This window comes from Amylibacter sp. IMCC11727, assembly GCF_029854195.1.
Taxonomy (GTDB): domain Bacteria; phylum Pseudomonadota; class Alphaproteobacteria; order Rhodobacterales; family Rhodobacteraceae; genus Amylibacter.
Genome location: NZ_CP122960.1, coordinates 2,483,274 through 2,497,638, shown reverse-complemented (window position 1 = coordinate 2,497,638; position 14,365 = coordinate 2,483,274). Strand labels below are relative to the sequence as shown.

The following is a 14,365-nucleotide window of genomic DNA, read 5'->3' as shown; positions in this document are numbered from 1 at the left end:
CTGATTGGTCCAAAATGTACGATTTTTTGCGCTTAGCGTTTGCGCCGCAGCAATCGGGCAACCGTGTAGGAGGTGCGCGGGAGGTATTTATAGCGCGTTTTGTCTGTGCTGGTCGGGCGCACTGCCATACGGGCGAGGCCAAAGATGACCAAGATCAAATGCGCACCAGAGATAAAGGCAAACAGGGCGGCAGGGCCAAAGTTGCCAATTAAATTGGCGGCGATAATCGGACTGAAAATCGCACCAAGGGCGTAGAGGAACATCAAAGATGCGTTCAATTCTACGGATTGTTCAGGTGTCGCAAAATCATTTGCATGAGCGGCAGAGACCGAAAAGATTGGGAATGTTGTGGCCCCAAAAAGAGCAGCCATCACAAATACGGCGCCAAATCCCATGTTGCTGGCTGCAACCAAACCAAGGCATACGGCAATGGATGCGACAGATAATCCAATCAGAACATAGCGGCGGTCATATTTATCGGCGAGCCAACCCGCAGGAAACTGCGCCACCGCTCCGCCAATAAGAACTGTGGCAAGGAAAGAGCCGATTTGCGCAGCTGTCAGACCTATTTCACTGCCATAAATAGGGGAAACCATACGAAATGCAGCCGAAGTTGTGCCAGCCACCATCACACCTGCGGCCCCAAGGGGCGATGTGATTGCGGTGCGGATGGGATGCAGGCGCGGCGCATCCGGCGTTTCAGGTTGGCGCGATTGTGTGAGTGTAAGTGGGAACAGGCACGCACAACACAGAATTGCAAGCAGGTTGTAAGACACATAACTGGCAGGATCGAGCACGCCGATCATCAACTGTGCCAAGGAAGACGCGCCGATGTCCACAATGCGGTACGTTCCCATGACGCGACCGCGGGTCTCGTTCGTTAGTTTGGCTTGCAGCCATGCTTCGACCACGGTGTAACAGCCCGCGATACACAGACCCGTCATGATACGCATAATGGCCCATGCAGTTGGGTCTATCAGCATCGGGTGGGCGATAGCTCCGATGGCCCCAAAGGCCGCAAAAACAGCGAAAGCGCGAGAATGGCCGACTGTCCCCATCAGGCGGGGTGACCACCAACAGCCAATGAAAAAACCCAAGAAGTGCGCGGAGCCAAGCAAGCCGATTTGCGTTTGGCCGAACCCGCGTTGAATCCCTGCTAGGGCATCAAGGGGCCCAATGGCTCCGCTTGATAACTGCAAAAGCGAGATGGACAGAAACAGGGCCGCAAAGGAAATGATCAGACGCATGATGCGCTCTCAGAATGGGATTTTCTGTCAGATTGCGCCTGATAGATCGCCACACCTTGTGCTTTTTCGACAAAGAGTGGCGATTTTTGACATTGGGTCAGAATTTTTCTGGCTGAATAGCCCGAGCCATATGATCAAGCACGGCATTCACGAATTTTGCTTCGCGTCCATCAGGGAAAAAGGATTTTGTCACGTCGACAAATTCTGAAATGACAACCTTTGGCGGGGTTTTCGCCATAATCAATTCGGCCCCAGCGGCGCGAAACAGCGCGCGAATGGTGGAATCAATGCGATCAATGGGCCATTTTTCAACCAGTGCTGTGTCTGTCAGTTGGTCAATCTTGGCCTGATTGCGAACAGCCGTGGTCAGCAAATCTTCGAACAGGGCGGTTTTGCCATCGAACCATTCGATACCGTCTTCTTCTGCACCAAAACGGTGGTTTAGGAATTGATCGCGCACGGTATCTGCGTCTGTGTCAGATGCTTCCATCTGGAACAGGGCCTGCACAGCATAGAGCCGCGTTGCGGATTTTTTCTGTCTATTGTCGGCAGGTTTCATGCTGTGTTCTTGTCCTTGGATTGTCCTGCCATCAGGATGTGTTCAGATGCGGGTTTAAAACCGATCCCTTTGGTTTTCTTTAAGAAACGATGGGTGAGCGCGATTAGGTGAAGCGCGGCTTCCGCGGCACCGCCGCCCTTGTTTTGGCCGTCTTTATCGGCGCGGACTTCTGCTTGGGTGCGGTTTTCAACCGTGAGAATGCCGTTGCCGATGCAATATCCTTCGAGCCCGAGCAATTGCAGCGCGCGGCTGGAATCGTTGCAGACCGTTTCGTAGTGGGTGGTTTCCCCACGGATTACGCAACCAAGCGCGACAAAACCGTCAAAATTGTTGGACCGCGCCGCGATGCGGATCGCAGTTGGGATTTCCAGCGCGCCGGGGACCTCTACCATTTCAAAGGTTGCGCCGCTCGCGGTGATCGCTGCCTGTGCGCCTGCCACTAGATTGTCGGCAATGTCTTTGTAATACGGGGACACCACAATCGCGAGGTTGGGTTTTTCGTCTGCAAAAACAGGGGCGGGCAGGGTGTGATGGGTTTCAGAACCAGCCATGGATCAACCTTTCGAAATGGGGTGCGTGCCAACGATGTTCAGATCATAAGCATCAAGGCCAATAATCTGAGGCATTGGGCTGTCTGTGACCAAGACAAAGTCGCGAATGCCAAGGGAAGACATAATCTGAGAGCCAAGCCCCGTGTAGCGCAAACGGCGCGGTGTGTCGCCTTCATCAAGTTGCAGTTTTGCGTCCAGATCACGGAATAAGATAACAACGCCGCGTCCAGCTTCAGCGATGCGTTCCATGGCTTGGGGCAGTTTACCTGTGGTCCCAAGGCCAAGCACGTCTTCGGCCACATTCAGGGCATGAGTGCGTACCAAGACAGGTTCGTCTGTGGTAATGTCGCCTTTGACCAGCACCACATGTTCGGTGTCGTTGGTTTTATCGGCAAACACCCGCATATCCCAATCACCGCCAAAGGCAGATGTGACAGTACGGGTTTGGGTTTGCGTCACAAGGTTATCATAGCGCAGACGATAGGCGATCAGATCGGAAATCGTGCCGATGTTCAGATCGTGCTTTTTCGCAAAAGTCACCAGATCGGGTAGGCGGGCCATGGATCCGTCTTCGTTCATAATCTCGCAAATCACACCTGATGGGTTCAAACCTGCAAGGCGGGACACGTCCACGGCGGCCTCGGTATGGCCAGCGCGAACCAGAACGCCACCGTTACGGGCGCGCAAAGGAAACACGTGACCAGGTGTCGCGATATCTTGGGCGCCCGTTTCTGGATCAATTGCCACTTCGATCGTTTTAGCGCGGTCGTGGGCGGAAATGCCCGTGGTCACGCCTTCGCGGGCTTCGATGGACACGGTAAAGGCGGTTTCGTGGCGCGATGAATTGCTCGCAGCCATCATCGGCAGGCCAAGCGCGTCAAGGCGTTCATTTTCAAGCGTCAGGCAGATCAGGCCGCGCCCATGCGTGGCCATGAAGTTCACCGCAGCCGCATCCGCCATTTCAGCTGGGATCACCAGATCGCCTTCGTTTTCGCGGTCTTCGTGATCCACCAGAATGAACATGCGGCCAGCTTTGGCGTCCGCAATAATGGTTTCGATGGGCGCAATCGCGTTTTGGATATCATCAGCCATTAGGATGTCATTTCCGCCAGACGCGCCACATATCGTGCGAGCGTGTCAATTTCCAAATTCACCTGATCACCCAGTTTCACGTGGCCCCAAGTGGTGTTTTGCTTTGTGTGAGGGATGAAGTTGATGTCGAAATCTGTATTGTTCAAGCCGTTCACCGTTAGGGATGTACCGTTCAGCGCAACCGAGCCTTTGGGGGCGATGAATTTTGCCAGTTCTTCAGGTGCGCGCAACGTGACGCGGGTGCTGTCGCCTTCATCAGCGATGGAAATCACTTCGGCCAACCCGTCCACATGGCCAGACACAATATGACCGCCAAGCTCATCGCCAACCTTAAGTGCCCGTTCCAAGTTGATCGGACGACCAACGGCCCAAGATGAAAGATTAGTTTTGGAAACGGTTTCCGCGGAAATTTCCACATCGAACCAATTCTTATCAGCTCCTGTGCCCATTTCGATAACGGTTAGACAAACGCCCTCACAAGCGATGGATGCACCCAAATCAATAGTTTCAGGATCATACGAGGTGGCAATACGCGCGCGCAGATCGCCGCGTTGTTCCAGCTCGGCCACTTCGCCAATATCTGTGATGATACCTGTAAACATCATGTCACCTCATTTTTACTGCCCTGCACGTAGCCTTTGTGTACAAATTGGGCAAGGGCATCTATGGTGCCAAGGCGCACGGTTAAAGGCAAGGTTTGCACGTGCGTCTGAGTAAAGAGTGTTCTGAAGTCGTAAAGGTACGGGCGCAATCTGCGTTGATCCGTAAAAATTGAATGGCAAAAGCAACAAATGCACAGTATTTCTTGCGTTTAACAGCGCAGGGTGCAGGGGTCACCGGTGGGTAAAGTGAACCAAGACGAAAAGTCATTTCTGTTTTTACAGGGTCCGCATGGCCCGTTTTTTTATGACCTGAGCAAGGCGATTGTTCAATCCGGTGCCTCTGTCACAAAAATTGGTTTCAACGAAGGGGACCGTTTTTTCTGGCGCAACCGTTCAACTTTCGTGGCCTATACTGATCCTTACGATCAGTGGGGCGTATTTATCGAAGATTTCATGCGCAACAGCATCACCGACTTGGTGATTTATGGGGACACGCGCCCACTGCACAAAACAGCGATTGAGGTGGCCACGAAACTTGGCATCCGCATCCATTGCTTTGAAGAAGGGTATTTGCGCCCTTATTGGTGCACTTATGAGCGGGGTGGTGTAAACGGCCATTCCCGTCTGATGGATCTGAGCGTGGCGGATATGCGTCAGGGTCTGCAGTATGTGGATAACGAACAACCCGAAGCACCCGCCCGGTGGGGGGATATGCGCCAGCACATCCTGCTTGGTGCCGTGTATCATTGGCAAATTTTGGTGCGCAATAAACGGTTTCAAAATTACGAAACCCACCGAGACAGTCCCGTGAGCCACGAATTTTGGTTGCATTTCAAGCGTTTGATCACGCGCCCAATTTATGCGTATCGGCGTTGGCGGGCCACTCAGCAGATCAAACGCAATGGGTTTGTGTATCATTTGAGTTTGCTGCAACTGAGCCATGACGCGTCCATCCGTAGCCATTCGCGGTTTACTGGCATGGCCGAGTTCATTCGCGAATGCGTCGTGGCTTTTGCGGAAAAAGCGCCCAAACATCATCATCTTGTGTTCAAATCACACCCGCTGGAAGACGACCGCCAGCCGCTGTCCCATGTGGCGGCGCAATTGGCCAAAGAATACGGGCTGGAAGGGCGCGTGCATTTTGTGCGCGGCGGCAAACTGGCCGAATTGTTGGATTTTGCACGCTCTGTTGTGACGATCAATTCTACCGCCGCGCAGCAAGCGTTGTGGCGCGGATTGCCCGTTAAGGCGCTGGGCACAGGGGTGTTTTGTAAGCCAGAGTTCACGTCGGAACAGGATTTGGCCGATTTTTTCGCCCATCCAAAGAAACCCGATATGTCGGCATATCGCGATTATCGGCAGTTTTTGCTGATGACATCACAAATTACAGGCGGATATTATTCGCGAAAAGGGCGGGTTCGATTGATCCGCCAAGTGGTGGATATGGTCCTGTCAGAGCATGATCCATACGATGCGTTGGTCCGATCAAACGCGGCCCCAATGCAACAGTTTCGGGTCGTGAAGTAACCCCGTAAATCAAAAAGCTTTGAAAAATCTTATGTTTGTGCAACGGTAAAAGAAAAAAACCGAGGCAGTTTGACATAAAAAGGGCAGTAACCTTGTCAAAATTCATGAGACCCAGAGCCGGGGTAATGGCTCTTTTCGTTGTGGCGTTTACCGTGGCATCCTGTGGATTGCCGCGACCTGGCCCCAATAAGCGAGAAATCTTTGCAGGCTCCGTTCAGCAGCAAGGTAATGCATATATTGTGTCTGTGAACGATCGTGTGGTGCAAGCCACCGCCGAAGGCGCATCTGTCGGGTTTAGCGATCAATTTCTGAAAGCAGGACGCATCGGCGCGGATACAATCCGCAAAGGGGATCGTCTGCTGTTCACGGTTTATGAAAACGTTGAAGAAGGCCTTTTTGGCACCGCGGGAGCACCGTCCACGCTGACCGAAATCACCGTCGATCAATCGGGCTTTATCTTTGTGCCGTATGCTGGCCGTATTCGCGCCGCGGGCAATACACCTGAACAGCTGCGTGGGATCATCACGCGCAAGCTCGACAGCCAAACACCTGATCCGCAATTTATCGTGGCGCGTGCCGCAGGAGACGGTTCCACCGTTTCTATTGTTGGGGCAGGGGGGCAAGGTGTGTTCCCGATTGAGGCCTCCACCAGCACGCTGTCAACCATGATCGCCAATGCAGGCGGTGTAACAACTGATCCAGAAAACACCCGCGTCACGGTTATTCGGGGAAAACACAAAGGGACAGTATGGCTCGAAGATTTGTTTGAAAGCAACAAACAAGACATCGCCCTGCGCCCTGGAGATCGTATTCTAATCCAAGAAGACACGCGTCGGTTTACTGCATTGGGTGCAACGGGTGGCCAGTCCTTGGTTGAATTCCCGCAACCAACCATGACCGCGATCGAAGCGATTGCCTTTATGGGTGGTTTGAATTCCAACCTTGCCGATCCAACGGGCATTTTCATCTTCCGCGATGAATCACCTGAATTCGCCAACCGCGTCTTGGGCCGAAATGATTTCCAAACGCCGAAACGCTTTGCATATGTTCTCGATCTGACAGAACCCACAGGTGTTTTCCTCGGCCGAGATTTCGCAATCCGCGATGGGGACACAATCTATGTGACCGAGGCACCGTATGTGCAGTGGACAAAAACTCTGAGCGTGCTGACATCCAGCGTTGGTGCAGCGCAATCCCTGAGCGCGGCCTCTGGTGGTTAACCGCCGCAGTTTAGCGTTATGACAGATCAGAAACCCGTGGATGCCGAACCCAAGCGCCCACGGGTTTTTGGCTTTTCCCTAACATATTGGCGCAATCAGCCGCTGCGTCGTGCGCTGGGCGCATTTGGCAAAGCGCCGCGTTTTGGCTGGCCACGAGACACCGATCAAGTGTTGATCTGGGGTCGGGCTGGAACGGCGAAGCGCGGCCAAATGATTGCGCAAAGTTCTGGCGGATCTGTGCTGTGTGCCGAAGATGGTTTCCTGCGATCTGTGCAAAGTGGGCGGCAAGGCGAAGGACCGCAGTCTTTGGTTTTTGACGCGCAGGGCATCTATTTTGAGACGGACAAACCCAGCGATTTCCAAGACCTGTTGGCGCAATCTGGCAGTATGTCCGAGGCGCAAAAACAAGAGGCGCGGGATTTGATTGCTTTTATGGCAGACCACCATCTGTCAAAATACAACGACTTTCCCGTTTCGCTGCCAGACCTGCCAGAAAAGTTCGTGTTGCTGATAGACCAGACCCGCCATGATGCGTCCATTGCGGGGGCAAATGCTGACGAGGGTACATTTCAACAGATGCTTGATGCGGCGCTGTCAGAAAATCCTGATGTGCCGATCGTGATCAAGACGCATCCTGAAACGGGTGCAGGGCAACGGCGCGGCTATTTCGATGCGGCGGATCAGGGCGGGCGCGTGCAGTTGTTACGTGACGCGGTCTCCCCTTGGGCGCTGATGCAAGCGGCGCACAAGGTGTATTGCGTGTCTTCGACCATGGGAATGGAAGCGATTTTTGCAAGGCATCGTCCAACTGTGTTTGGCAACGCGTTTTATTGTGGGATTGGGTTAACCGACGATCGCAATTCTGCGACGGTTCAAGCGGAGCCGCGCAGTGCAGAGCAGTTGTTTCATGCTGCCTACATGGAATACTGCCATTGGTATGATCCGTTTCTGGATCGCAAAACCGATTGCGCCAGCACGGCGCGCACCTTGGCAACGCAGGCCGCATTTGCCCGCAGGTTTAAAAAGCCCCAAGTTTTGGTTGGAATGCGGTTGTGGAAACGCGGGTTTTTGAAGCGGTTTTTCAAAGGCACGACACGACCGCCCCTGTTTATTGATGATGTGCCCAAGGCAATAAGGGCCGCAACACGGGATGGGGCGGATTTATTGGTCTGGTCAGGGAAAGAAACCGTCGAATTGGCCGAAAGCTGTGCGGCGGTTGGGGCCACGCTGTATCGAGTGGAGGATGGTTTCTTGCGGTCTGCCGGGCTGGGCGCAGAACTGATCGAACCTGTGTCCTTGGCCTTGGATGATCTGGGGATTTATTATGACCCAACCCGCGAAAGCCGCTTGGAGCGGTTGATTGCTAAAAGCGCAGAATTACCCGATTTTGCCTTTCACCGGGCGACAACCATTCGGGCTAAGATGGTGGCGTTGAAGCTGTCCAAATATAATTTGAAGGCGGCATCTGTTGATCTGCCAAAAGGGCGGCATACGGTATTGATCCCAGGGCAGGTGGAAAATGACCAATCCATCCTGAAAGGGGCGGGAGCGGTGCGCACAAACCTTGATCTGGTGCGGGCCACGCGGGATGCCTTTCCAAACAGCTTTTTGATTTATAAGCCCCACCCCGATGTAATGGCGGGGCTCCGCGATGGCGGTGCGGGTGTGGCGGCAATTGCTGAAATTGCCGATCTGATCCTGCCAGATGCGGATATTGCCACGCTGCTGGATCAGGTGGAGCACGTGGCCACAATCACCTCGCTTACAGGGTTTGAGGCGCTGATGCGCGGCAAAGGCGTGACCTGTTTTGGTGTACCGTTTTACGCGGGCTGGGGTTTGACCGATGACCGCGGTGAAGTGCCCGCACGGCGCAATGTGCAGGTGACATTAGACGGGTTGATCCATGCCACGTTGATTGATTATCCGTTGTATTGGGACCCTGTAACAAGCATCCCTTGTTCCATCGAAACGGTGTTGGAGCGGTTTGCAAACGGGCAGGTTCAACGATCTGCGCGCGGCAGCAACAGATGGTTGGCCAAGGCGCAGGGCCTGTTTGCCAGCTACGCCCATCTGTGGCGTTAAGCGGCGCGCTTCCAAACGGTTAGAACGTCAGGACCGATGCTGGACGCTTGCACGCGTTCAAATCGCGGCGCGTCCTTTAGCATGTCAAACCCCATATCAGCGATGTTTGGCAGACCTTCGGCCCCAATCACAACGCCTGCGGAATAAAGTGCCAGTTGATCCACACAATCAGCCCGTAATAGAGATGCCGCCACTTGCCCGCCACCTTCGACCATTAGGCGCGTGATGCCACGGGCCGCCAATTTGTGCAGTACATCCGTGATGTCCAATTGACCCGCGGCCGTTGTGGCGCAAGAGATGCCCTCGACGCCCGATTGAAACAGGCCGTTTTTGTCCGTTGCGGTGTCTGCGTGGCAAAACCATGTTGGGGTTTTCCCTGCAGATGTCACCAGTTTCGCGCATGGATCACTTGAAAGGTGACTGTCCAAAACCACGCGAACGGGGGAGCGAGCGCTAAGCCCCATATCGCGCACCGTCAAATCAGGATCGTCGTTGCTGACCGTGTTGCGCCCCACAAGGATTGCATCATGGCGGGCCCGCATCAGATGTACCGATCTGCGGGCGGCTGACCCAGTGATCCATTTGCTGTCCCCTGTGTGTGTTGCGATGCGCCCGTCCAAACTGCTGGCGAGTTTAAGGGTCACCAGCGGACGGTTCTGTGTTGTGCGCAAAAGAAATCCGCGATGGGCATCCTTTGCAAGATCGGCACAGATCCCTTCGCTCACCTCGATACCCGCCTCGCGCAAAATGGAATGACCTTTACCGCTGACACGTGGATCAGGGTCCGTTAAGGCGCTGACCACACGCGACAGACCCGCTTTTACCAATGCGTTGGCGCAGGGGGGCGATTTGCCATGGTGGGCGCAGGGCTCGAGCGTGACATAGGCGGTGGCCCCTTTGGCACCATCACCTGCTTGGGCCAAGGCGTGAACCTCAGCGTGGGGGCGGCCGCCAACTTGCGTCCATCCCCGCCCAACAACGCGACCTTCCTTAACGATGACGCATCCAACAGCGGGGTTGGGCCAAACTTGACCCAGCCCGCGCCGGCCCAAGGTCAGGGCCAATCGCATCCAGCGTTCATCAATGGTGTTTGGCGTCACTTGTCGTCTTCGCTCGGTTCAGGTGGACGAAGTTCGCTTACAAAATCCTCAAAGTCATCAGCCGCTTGGAAGTTCTTGTAAACACTGGCAAACCGCACGTAAGCAACCGTGTCGATCCGTGCCAATGTGTCCATCACAATCTCACCGATTTTGTCAGAATGCACATCGCTTTCGCCCATGCTTTCCAGACGGCGCACAATGCCCGAAATCAGCTGATCCACGCGCTCCGGTTCGATAGGGCGCTTCTGCATCGCGATCCGAATGGAGCGTTCCAGCTTGTCACGATCAAAGTCTTCGCGTTTGCCGTTCTTTTTCACCACAATAAGGTCGCGCAATTGGACGCGTTCATAGGTGGTAAACCGCCCGCCACAAGACGGACAAAACCGCCGCCGCCGAATGGCAACGTGGTCTTCAGCTGGGCGGCTGTCTTTCACTTGGGTGTCTGTATTTCCGCAAAACGGACATCTCATGGGCCTGTACCTCGATTTTATTGGTCTTTTCTTCGGACTATAGCGAAATTCTAGCCTTTGGGTAGAAAAAATCACGCGCCCCTACATGGAGTGTTTGCTGCGCGATCTAGTGGGTTTAAGTTGACGGGGGACAAAGCTGCTTGATAGGGACAGATACGGGGTATTGCGGGGCGCATCATGTTTGAAAAAATGTTCATTTGGACAGGGCAGAAAGCAGCACTGCTGATTGCGGGTTTGGCAGTTGTCGTGTCTGCTAACGTGTTGTTTCAGGCCTACACGCATAAAACGACGCCGCTGTTGGCATGGAAAGGCGGCGGGTTTGGCATGTACACCGAACCTCACGTCGAAGATCGCAGTGTCTGGATCATACTGAAAGGTGCAGAAGGCGCGGCCAATGTGCGCGTCTGGCCTGAAACCCCAGAATTTTCGGCATGGCGTGACTTGGCCAGCTTGCGTGGCACAAATTTCTTAAATCAGATCACTACATCTGCCGAAAACGTTCGCTATTATCCCAGAGACAATCAAGCTGATGCTTTGATCAACCTTGCGGCACGGGTTGGCTGGCATGACAGCGTGATTGGCGATGTTGTCCCCGCAGAAGGCAAAGTATTCAAACGCAAAGATATTTCTGTGGTGGTCTACGAAAACAGATACGATGTGTCAGGCCAAAAAGTGGTCCGATCTGCCGTGTTCGAACGCAATGGCGGAGGGCAGTCCTAATGGCGTTTCGTGACCGCACCCTGATTGCGCCCATCGCCCGATTTGTAACCGAAGAGCATATTCGCACGCTCCTTATTTTATTTTCTGCGATTGTTTTCGTGTTTTTCACCACCAAGGATTACATCCCGTTTGCGGCCCGTTTGGCGGTCCCGTTCTTGCTGATCCTGCTGATCGCTACGGATGATATGCGCCATCGGTTCACTCTGTTGTTGTGGATCACGCTTGGGTTGGCATTGAACGTGGTGATGAATTTCTATGTCATTGCAAACCACGGATTTGTCATCACCTACATCGGAATTGCGCTGATGGTGGCCTGTGCGTCAGGGGATAACGCGTCGCGCAATGTATCGCGTGCGGCGGTGTTTTTGATCAGCATTCTGATGGGGCTGGCGTTGATCCAAAAACTGATTTCGGCCCATTACATGAGCGGCGACTTGATCGGCAGTTATTTGGCCAATGGATACATGTTTAAAACTCTGATTTCATTGGTGGATCCGAACTGGCCCCAAACCGTTCATGCAAATCTGGCGGCGCAAAAGGCATTGATGGGCATGGCCCCTGCGGCACAAGCAAGCGTGGCTGTTACAATCCCGCCAATGATCCAAGTTTTGGCGATTATTCTGACATGGCTGGCATTGGCAAGCCAAGTGATGATCGAAGCATGTGTGCTGGCCCGAAAAAAGCTGGGCGTATGGGCGCATTATGCGATCATGCTCTTCGTGCTGATTATCTATTCAACGCGCAATGAAAATGTATTTTTGTCGATGAACTTGATCCTCGGATACGCGATCACCGATGAAAACACGAAATCGGTGCGCTTGTGGTATGTGATTGGCATCGCCTATCTGATGATCATGGAGGCCATGGGCCTGCGACCAGGCATCATCGGCTAGGCGATTGGGTTAAACACCTATAAAGCGGGCCTTCACCTCGGGCGACGGCATCATGCAGGTGTCACGTTTGCCAAACAGCGCATAGCGGTTTTTGGCCACACGGTCATACATCCAATCCTTCAGCTGTTTTGGCAGGATTTTCCCGATGCTGAGTATTTTCCACGGCCAGCCAATCCCGCTCATCAAAGCAAACACACCATCAAGTTTTGTAAACATTTCGCCGTTTTTTACGATGATGAAAGTGTCGTAATCATCTGATTTCAGGCCAAGCTGCGCATAAATGTCTTCGCCAAGGTCAGACTGTGCGATCACGAAATGGAAGTTTTCCCGTCGATCAAACCGCAGCACAAATTTCACCCATCCGTTGCACAGCACACAAACCCCATCAAAAATGATGAAATCGCGGTTGTCGATCTTTTGCAAAATCTCTGGGGACAGTTGCATCATGGTTTCCTTGCTTTGGCCCTGATGTAGGGCAGGCTGGGCGGCTTGCCAAGACCACGCATCGCCGCAGGATTAGGGCGAAATATGCCCAAAGACAGATCGCGTATGTGGACGGTCGCGATGTTCGAAAAGGTAAATCCCTTGCCATGTGCCCAGCACCAGTCGGCCCGCAGATATCGGAATTGTAAGGAAAACAGGCATCATCGCAGCCTTAATATGGGCGGGCATATCATCTGGTCCTTCCATTGTGTGGCGCAGGTATTTCATGCTTGGGTCTGTACTCGGTGGGACAAGGCGCGAAAAATAGGCCTGCAAATCGGTCTGCACGTCGGGGTGGGCGTTTTCTTGAATGAGCAGAGAGCACGAGGTGTGGCGCACGAAAAGGGTTAGAACTCCGGTGTTGGCGGTCTGTGAGCGGATGAAGGCAGACACGTCTTGGGTAAATTCATAAAGTCCCGCGCCCGTTGTTGTGATTTGAAATTCGGTTTGCATCTGTTGTTCCGTTATTTTTCCCTGTCTAACATGATGGTGCGGCCTTGTCTTTTACAGTGATTTCGCATTGCACTTTGGTCCTGTCCGCCGCAATCTGCGTGCATGCGCGCGCTTATCCTTCTTTTGTTTCTGGCGGCTTGTGGACGCCCCCTGACCGAAAACGAAATGCGGTTTGCGGCCCATGTGCATGGCGCTGATTTGGACACGGCCAAAGTACGTTTGCTGAACAAAGCACCCGTGAAATCCTACACCCTACGCGCCCGAAAACGCCCCCGCGTGGCCTGTACGGAACGGATTTACCCAGAACCGCAAACGGAATTTGTAACAGGCGCCCCATCGGCGGTGGCGTTGTTTAACAAGGTTTGGGTGAACGAAGATTATTACCTTGAGGATTACATGCCTGATTATGGGGATAAACTGTACCTGTATCAGGCGCTGTTTCTGGCCCATGAGCTGACCCATGCGTGGCAGTGGCAGAACCGCAAAGTAACGAAGTATCACCCGCTGAAGGCCGCACGGGAGCATCAGACGAAGGATGATCCGTATCTGATTGATCCCGACACGGATGGGGATTTCCTGTCCTATGGATATGAGCAACAAGGGCGGATTGTGGAGGAGTATTTGTGCTGTTCACTGCTTGATCCGAAAGCGCCGAGAACGTCGCGGTTAGAAGCGATGTTGAAGGAATATTTTCCGCTGGAAAAACTGCCGAGCAAGAGCGTGATTATTGGGTGGAAGGATGTGCAGGTTAAGGGGATTTGTCGGTTAAAACGGTGAGCTAACGCCAAGGATAAAGAGCAGACTTCAATTCACTCGATAAACTTCGAAGATCATCGACAATTTGAAACAATATTTTTTCGTCAAGAGTAACCTGTTGGCCAAAATATGATTGTTCTGAGTTTTCATGTTCTACAGAGAAAAGAAATTTCGAATTACGCCTCGTTTTTACTTCGTTTGCATAAATGACATCTGTTCCCAAAGTTGATTGATGCTGAAAAGCGTTTCGGACAGCGGTTAACTGTTCGAGTCTTTTGAAGCTCTTGGTCTCATTAAATGTCTTTGACCCACCTTCAAGGCCAAGCGCCAGAAGATAGCCTTCCACAAAAGATTTACCCTTAAAGAGATTTTTATACTTGCCGCTATCGCGATAGTCTTTGGAAAGGTGTTTGGAAGCGGTCGCTTCCAAGTTAACTTTTAGCGCATTTGAAAGGTCCGTTATTGTATGGAAATCAATAGCCTCCAGTCCATAGTGGATTTCCAGCCATTCTTCTAGGTATAGGGGCTCTGGTCCTTCGGAATAATATGCCTGGTACGGATCTTCATTCTTTTCAATTTTTCGTTGCTCTTCAAGCAGACCTATGCGCGC

At 53.0% G+C, this 14,365-nt stretch carries 16 protein-coding genes; 6 read left to right on the top strand and 10 right to left on the bottom strand.

What is annotated here, in order from left to right:
* Positions 1-32: 32 nt before the first annotated feature.
* From QBD29_RS12645 to QBD29_RS12625, 5 genes are all read right to left on the bottom strand, one after another.
* Positions 33-1,247, bottom strand: coding sequence for an MFS transporter (locus QBD29_RS12645; RefSeq protein ID WP_280098453.1), 1,215 nt, complete (start codon positions 1,245-1,247; stop codon positions 33-35).
* A 97-nt stretch (positions 1,248-1,344) separates the two neighbouring features.
* Positions 1,345-1,806: a transcription antitermination factor NusB gene (gene nusB, locus QBD29_RS12640; protein ID WP_280098452.1), complete on the bottom strand. Its 462-nt coding sequence runs from the start codon at positions 1,804-1,806 to the stop codon at positions 1,345-1,347.
* Entirely contained in the window at positions 1,803-2,357 is a 555-nt protein-coding gene (locus QBD29_RS12635) for a 6,7-dimethyl-8-ribityllumazine synthase (protein ID WP_280098451.1), read from the bottom strand. The genes nusB and QBD29_RS12635 overlap by 4 nt, the downstream gene beginning before the upstream one ends.
* 3 nt (positions 2,358-2,360) lie before the next feature.
* Positions 2,361-3,449 (bottom strand): 3,4-dihydroxy-2-butanone-4-phosphate synthase, encoded by a 1,089-nt coding sequence (gene ribB / locus QBD29_RS12630; RefSeq protein WP_280098450.1) that lies wholly within the window; start codon positions 3,447-3,449, stop codon positions 2,361-2,363.
* On the bottom strand, positions 3,449-4,051 hold the full coding sequence (locus tag QBD29_RS12625; RefSeq protein WP_280100965.1) for a riboflavin synthase: 603 nt from the start codon (positions 4,049-4,051) through the stop codon (positions 3,449-3,451). Before QBD29_RS12625 ends, ribB begins: the two co-directional genes overlap by 1 nt.
* A 237-nt stretch (positions 4,052-4,288) precedes the next feature.
* Here QBD29_RS12625 and QBD29_RS12620 point away from each other — a divergent pair, with 237 nt between their 5' ends.
* The 3 genes from QBD29_RS12620 to QBD29_RS12610 all read left to right on the top strand — a co-directional run bounded on the left by QBD29_RS12620 (position 4,289) and on the right by QBD29_RS12610 (position 8,880).
* Positions 4,289-5,578 carry a capsular biosynthesis protein gene (locus QBD29_RS12620; RefSeq protein ID WP_280098449.1) on the top strand — a complete coding sequence of 430 codons (1,290 nt, stop codon included), beginning with the start codon at positions 4,289-4,291 and terminating at the stop codon, positions 5,576-5,578.
* Between the two features lie 125 nt (positions 5,579-5,703).
* A complete protein-coding gene (locus tag QBD29_RS12615) occupies positions 5,704-6,798 on the top strand; it encodes a polysaccharide biosynthesis/export family protein (RefSeq protein ID WP_280098448.1) in 1,095 nt (364 codons plus the stop codon).
* 18 nt (positions 6,799-6,816) lie between these two features.
* The gene (locus QBD29_RS12610) at positions 6,817-8,880 is read left to right on the top strand and encodes a capsular polysaccharide biosynthesis protein (protein WP_280098447.1); all 2,064 of its coding nucleotides are present in this window, start codon (positions 6,817-6,819) and stop codon (positions 8,878-8,880) included.
* On the opposite strand, the gene ribD is transcribed toward QBD29_RS12610, so the two are convergent.
* Together ribD and nrdR are read right to left on the bottom strand one after the other, a co-directional pair.
* A complete protein-coding gene (ribD, locus tag QBD29_RS12605; RefSeq protein WP_347935825.1) occupies positions 8,877-9,980 on the bottom strand; it encodes a bifunctional diaminohydroxyphosphoribosylaminopyrimidine deaminase/5-amino-6-(5-phosphoribosylamino)uracil reductase RibD in 1,104 nt (367 codons plus the stop codon). The genes QBD29_RS12610 and ribD overlap by 4 nt on opposite strands.
* Positions 9,977-10,450, bottom strand: a complete 474-nt coding sequence (nrdR, locus tag QBD29_RS12600; RefSeq protein WP_280098446.1) for a transcriptional regulator NrdR — start codon at positions 10,448-10,450, stop codon at positions 9,977-9,979. The genes ribD and nrdR overlap by 4 nt, the downstream gene beginning before the upstream one ends.
* A gap of 177 nt (positions 10,451-10,627) precedes the next feature.
* Between nrdR and QBD29_RS12595 the strand changes: the two genes are divergently transcribed.
* Together QBD29_RS12595 and QBD29_RS12590 are read left to right on the top strand one after the other, a co-directional pair.
* Positions 10,628-11,170 carry a hypothetical protein gene (locus QBD29_RS12595; protein WP_280098445.1) on the top strand — a complete coding sequence of 181 codons (543 nt, stop codon included), beginning with the start codon at positions 10,628-10,630 and terminating at the stop codon, positions 11,168-11,170.
* Positions 11,170-12,063 carry a hypothetical protein gene (locus QBD29_RS12590; protein ID WP_280098444.1) on the top strand — a complete coding sequence of 298 codons (894 nt, stop codon included), beginning with the start codon at positions 11,170-11,172 and terminating at the stop codon, positions 12,061-12,063. The genes QBD29_RS12595 and QBD29_RS12590 overlap by 1 nt, the downstream gene beginning before the upstream one ends.
* Before the next feature lie 9 nt (positions 12,064-12,072).
* Here the strand turns inward: QBD29_RS12590 and QBD29_RS12585 are convergent, their stop codons facing one another.
* Positions 12,073-12,510 (bottom strand): DCC1-like thiol-disulfide oxidoreductase family protein, encoded by a 438-nt coding sequence (locus QBD29_RS12585; protein ID WP_280098443.1) that lies wholly within the window; start codon positions 12,508-12,510, stop codon positions 12,073-12,075.
* 69 nt (positions 12,511-12,579) lie between these two features.
* Positions 12,580-12,999, bottom strand: a complete 420-nt coding sequence (locus tag QBD29_RS12580) for a secondary thiamine-phosphate synthase enzyme YjbQ (RefSeq protein ID WP_280098442.1) — start codon at positions 12,997-12,999, stop codon at positions 12,580-12,582.
* 102 nt (positions 13,000-13,101) lie between these two features.
* Between QBD29_RS12580 and QBD29_RS12575 the strand changes: the two genes are divergently transcribed.
* Positions 13,102-13,776, top strand: a complete 675-nt coding sequence (locus QBD29_RS12575; RefSeq protein ID WP_280098441.1) for a hypothetical protein — start codon at positions 13,102-13,104, stop codon at positions 13,774-13,776.
* 1 nt (position 13,777) lies between these two features.
* Here QBD29_RS12575 and QBD29_RS12570 read toward each other — a convergent pair whose 3' ends face one another.
* Entirely contained in the window at positions 13,778-14,185 is a 408-nt protein-coding gene (locus QBD29_RS12570) for a hypothetical protein (protein WP_280098440.1), read from the bottom strand.
* Positions 14,186-14,365: the final 180 nt, after the last annotated feature.

Bases quoted from the DNA above. Each gene is read 5' to 3' on its own strand.
- QBD29_RS12645 (WP_280098453.1), bottom strand. From the start codon at position 1,247: ATGCGTCTGATCATTTCCTTTGCGGCCCTGTTTCTGTCCATCTCGCTT.
- nusB (WP_280098452.1), bottom strand. From the start codon at position 1,806: ATGAAACCTGCCGACAATAGACAGAAAAAATCCGCAACGCGGCTCTAT.
- QBD29_RS12635 (WP_280098451.1), bottom strand. From the start codon at position 2,357: ATGGCTGGTTCTGAAACCCATCACACCCTGCCCGCCCCTGTTTTTGCA.
- ribB (WP_280098450.1), bottom strand. From the start codon at position 3,449: ATGGCTGATGATATCCAAAACGCGATTGCGCCCATCGAAACCATTATT.
- QBD29_RS12625 (WP_280100965.1), bottom strand. From the start codon at position 4,051: ATGTTTACAGGTATCATCACAGATATTGGCGAAGTGGCCGAGCTGGAA.
- QBD29_RS12615 (WP_280098448.1), top strand. From the start codon at position 5,704: ATGGCTCTTTTCGTTGTGGCGTTTACCGTGGCATCCTGTGGATTGCCG.
- QBD29_RS12610 (WP_280098447.1), top strand. From the start codon at position 6,817: ATGACAGATCAGAAACCCGTGGATGCCGAACCCAAGCGCCCACGGGTT.
- nrdR (WP_280098446.1), bottom strand. From the start codon at position 10,450: ATGAGATGTCCGTTTTGCGGAAATACAGACACCCAAGTGAAAGACAGC.
- QBD29_RS12595 (WP_280098445.1), top strand. From the start codon at position 10,628: ATGTTTGAAAAAATGTTCATTTGGACAGGGCAGAAAGCAGCACTGCTG.
- QBD29_RS12590 (WP_280098444.1), top strand. From the start codon at position 11,170: ATGGCGTTTCGTGACCGCACCCTGATTGCGCCCATCGCCCGATTTGTA.
- QBD29_RS12585 (WP_280098443.1), bottom strand. From the start codon at position 12,510: ATGATGCAACTGTCCCCAGAGATTTTGCAAAAGATCGACAACCGCGAT.
- QBD29_RS12580 (WP_280098442.1), bottom strand. From the start codon at position 12,999: ATGCAAACCGAATTTCAAATCACAACAACGGGCGCGGGACTTTATGAA.
- QBD29_RS12575 (WP_280098441.1), top strand. From the start codon at position 13,102: ATGCGCGCGCTTATCCTTCTTTTGTTTCTGGCGGCTTGTGGACGCCCC.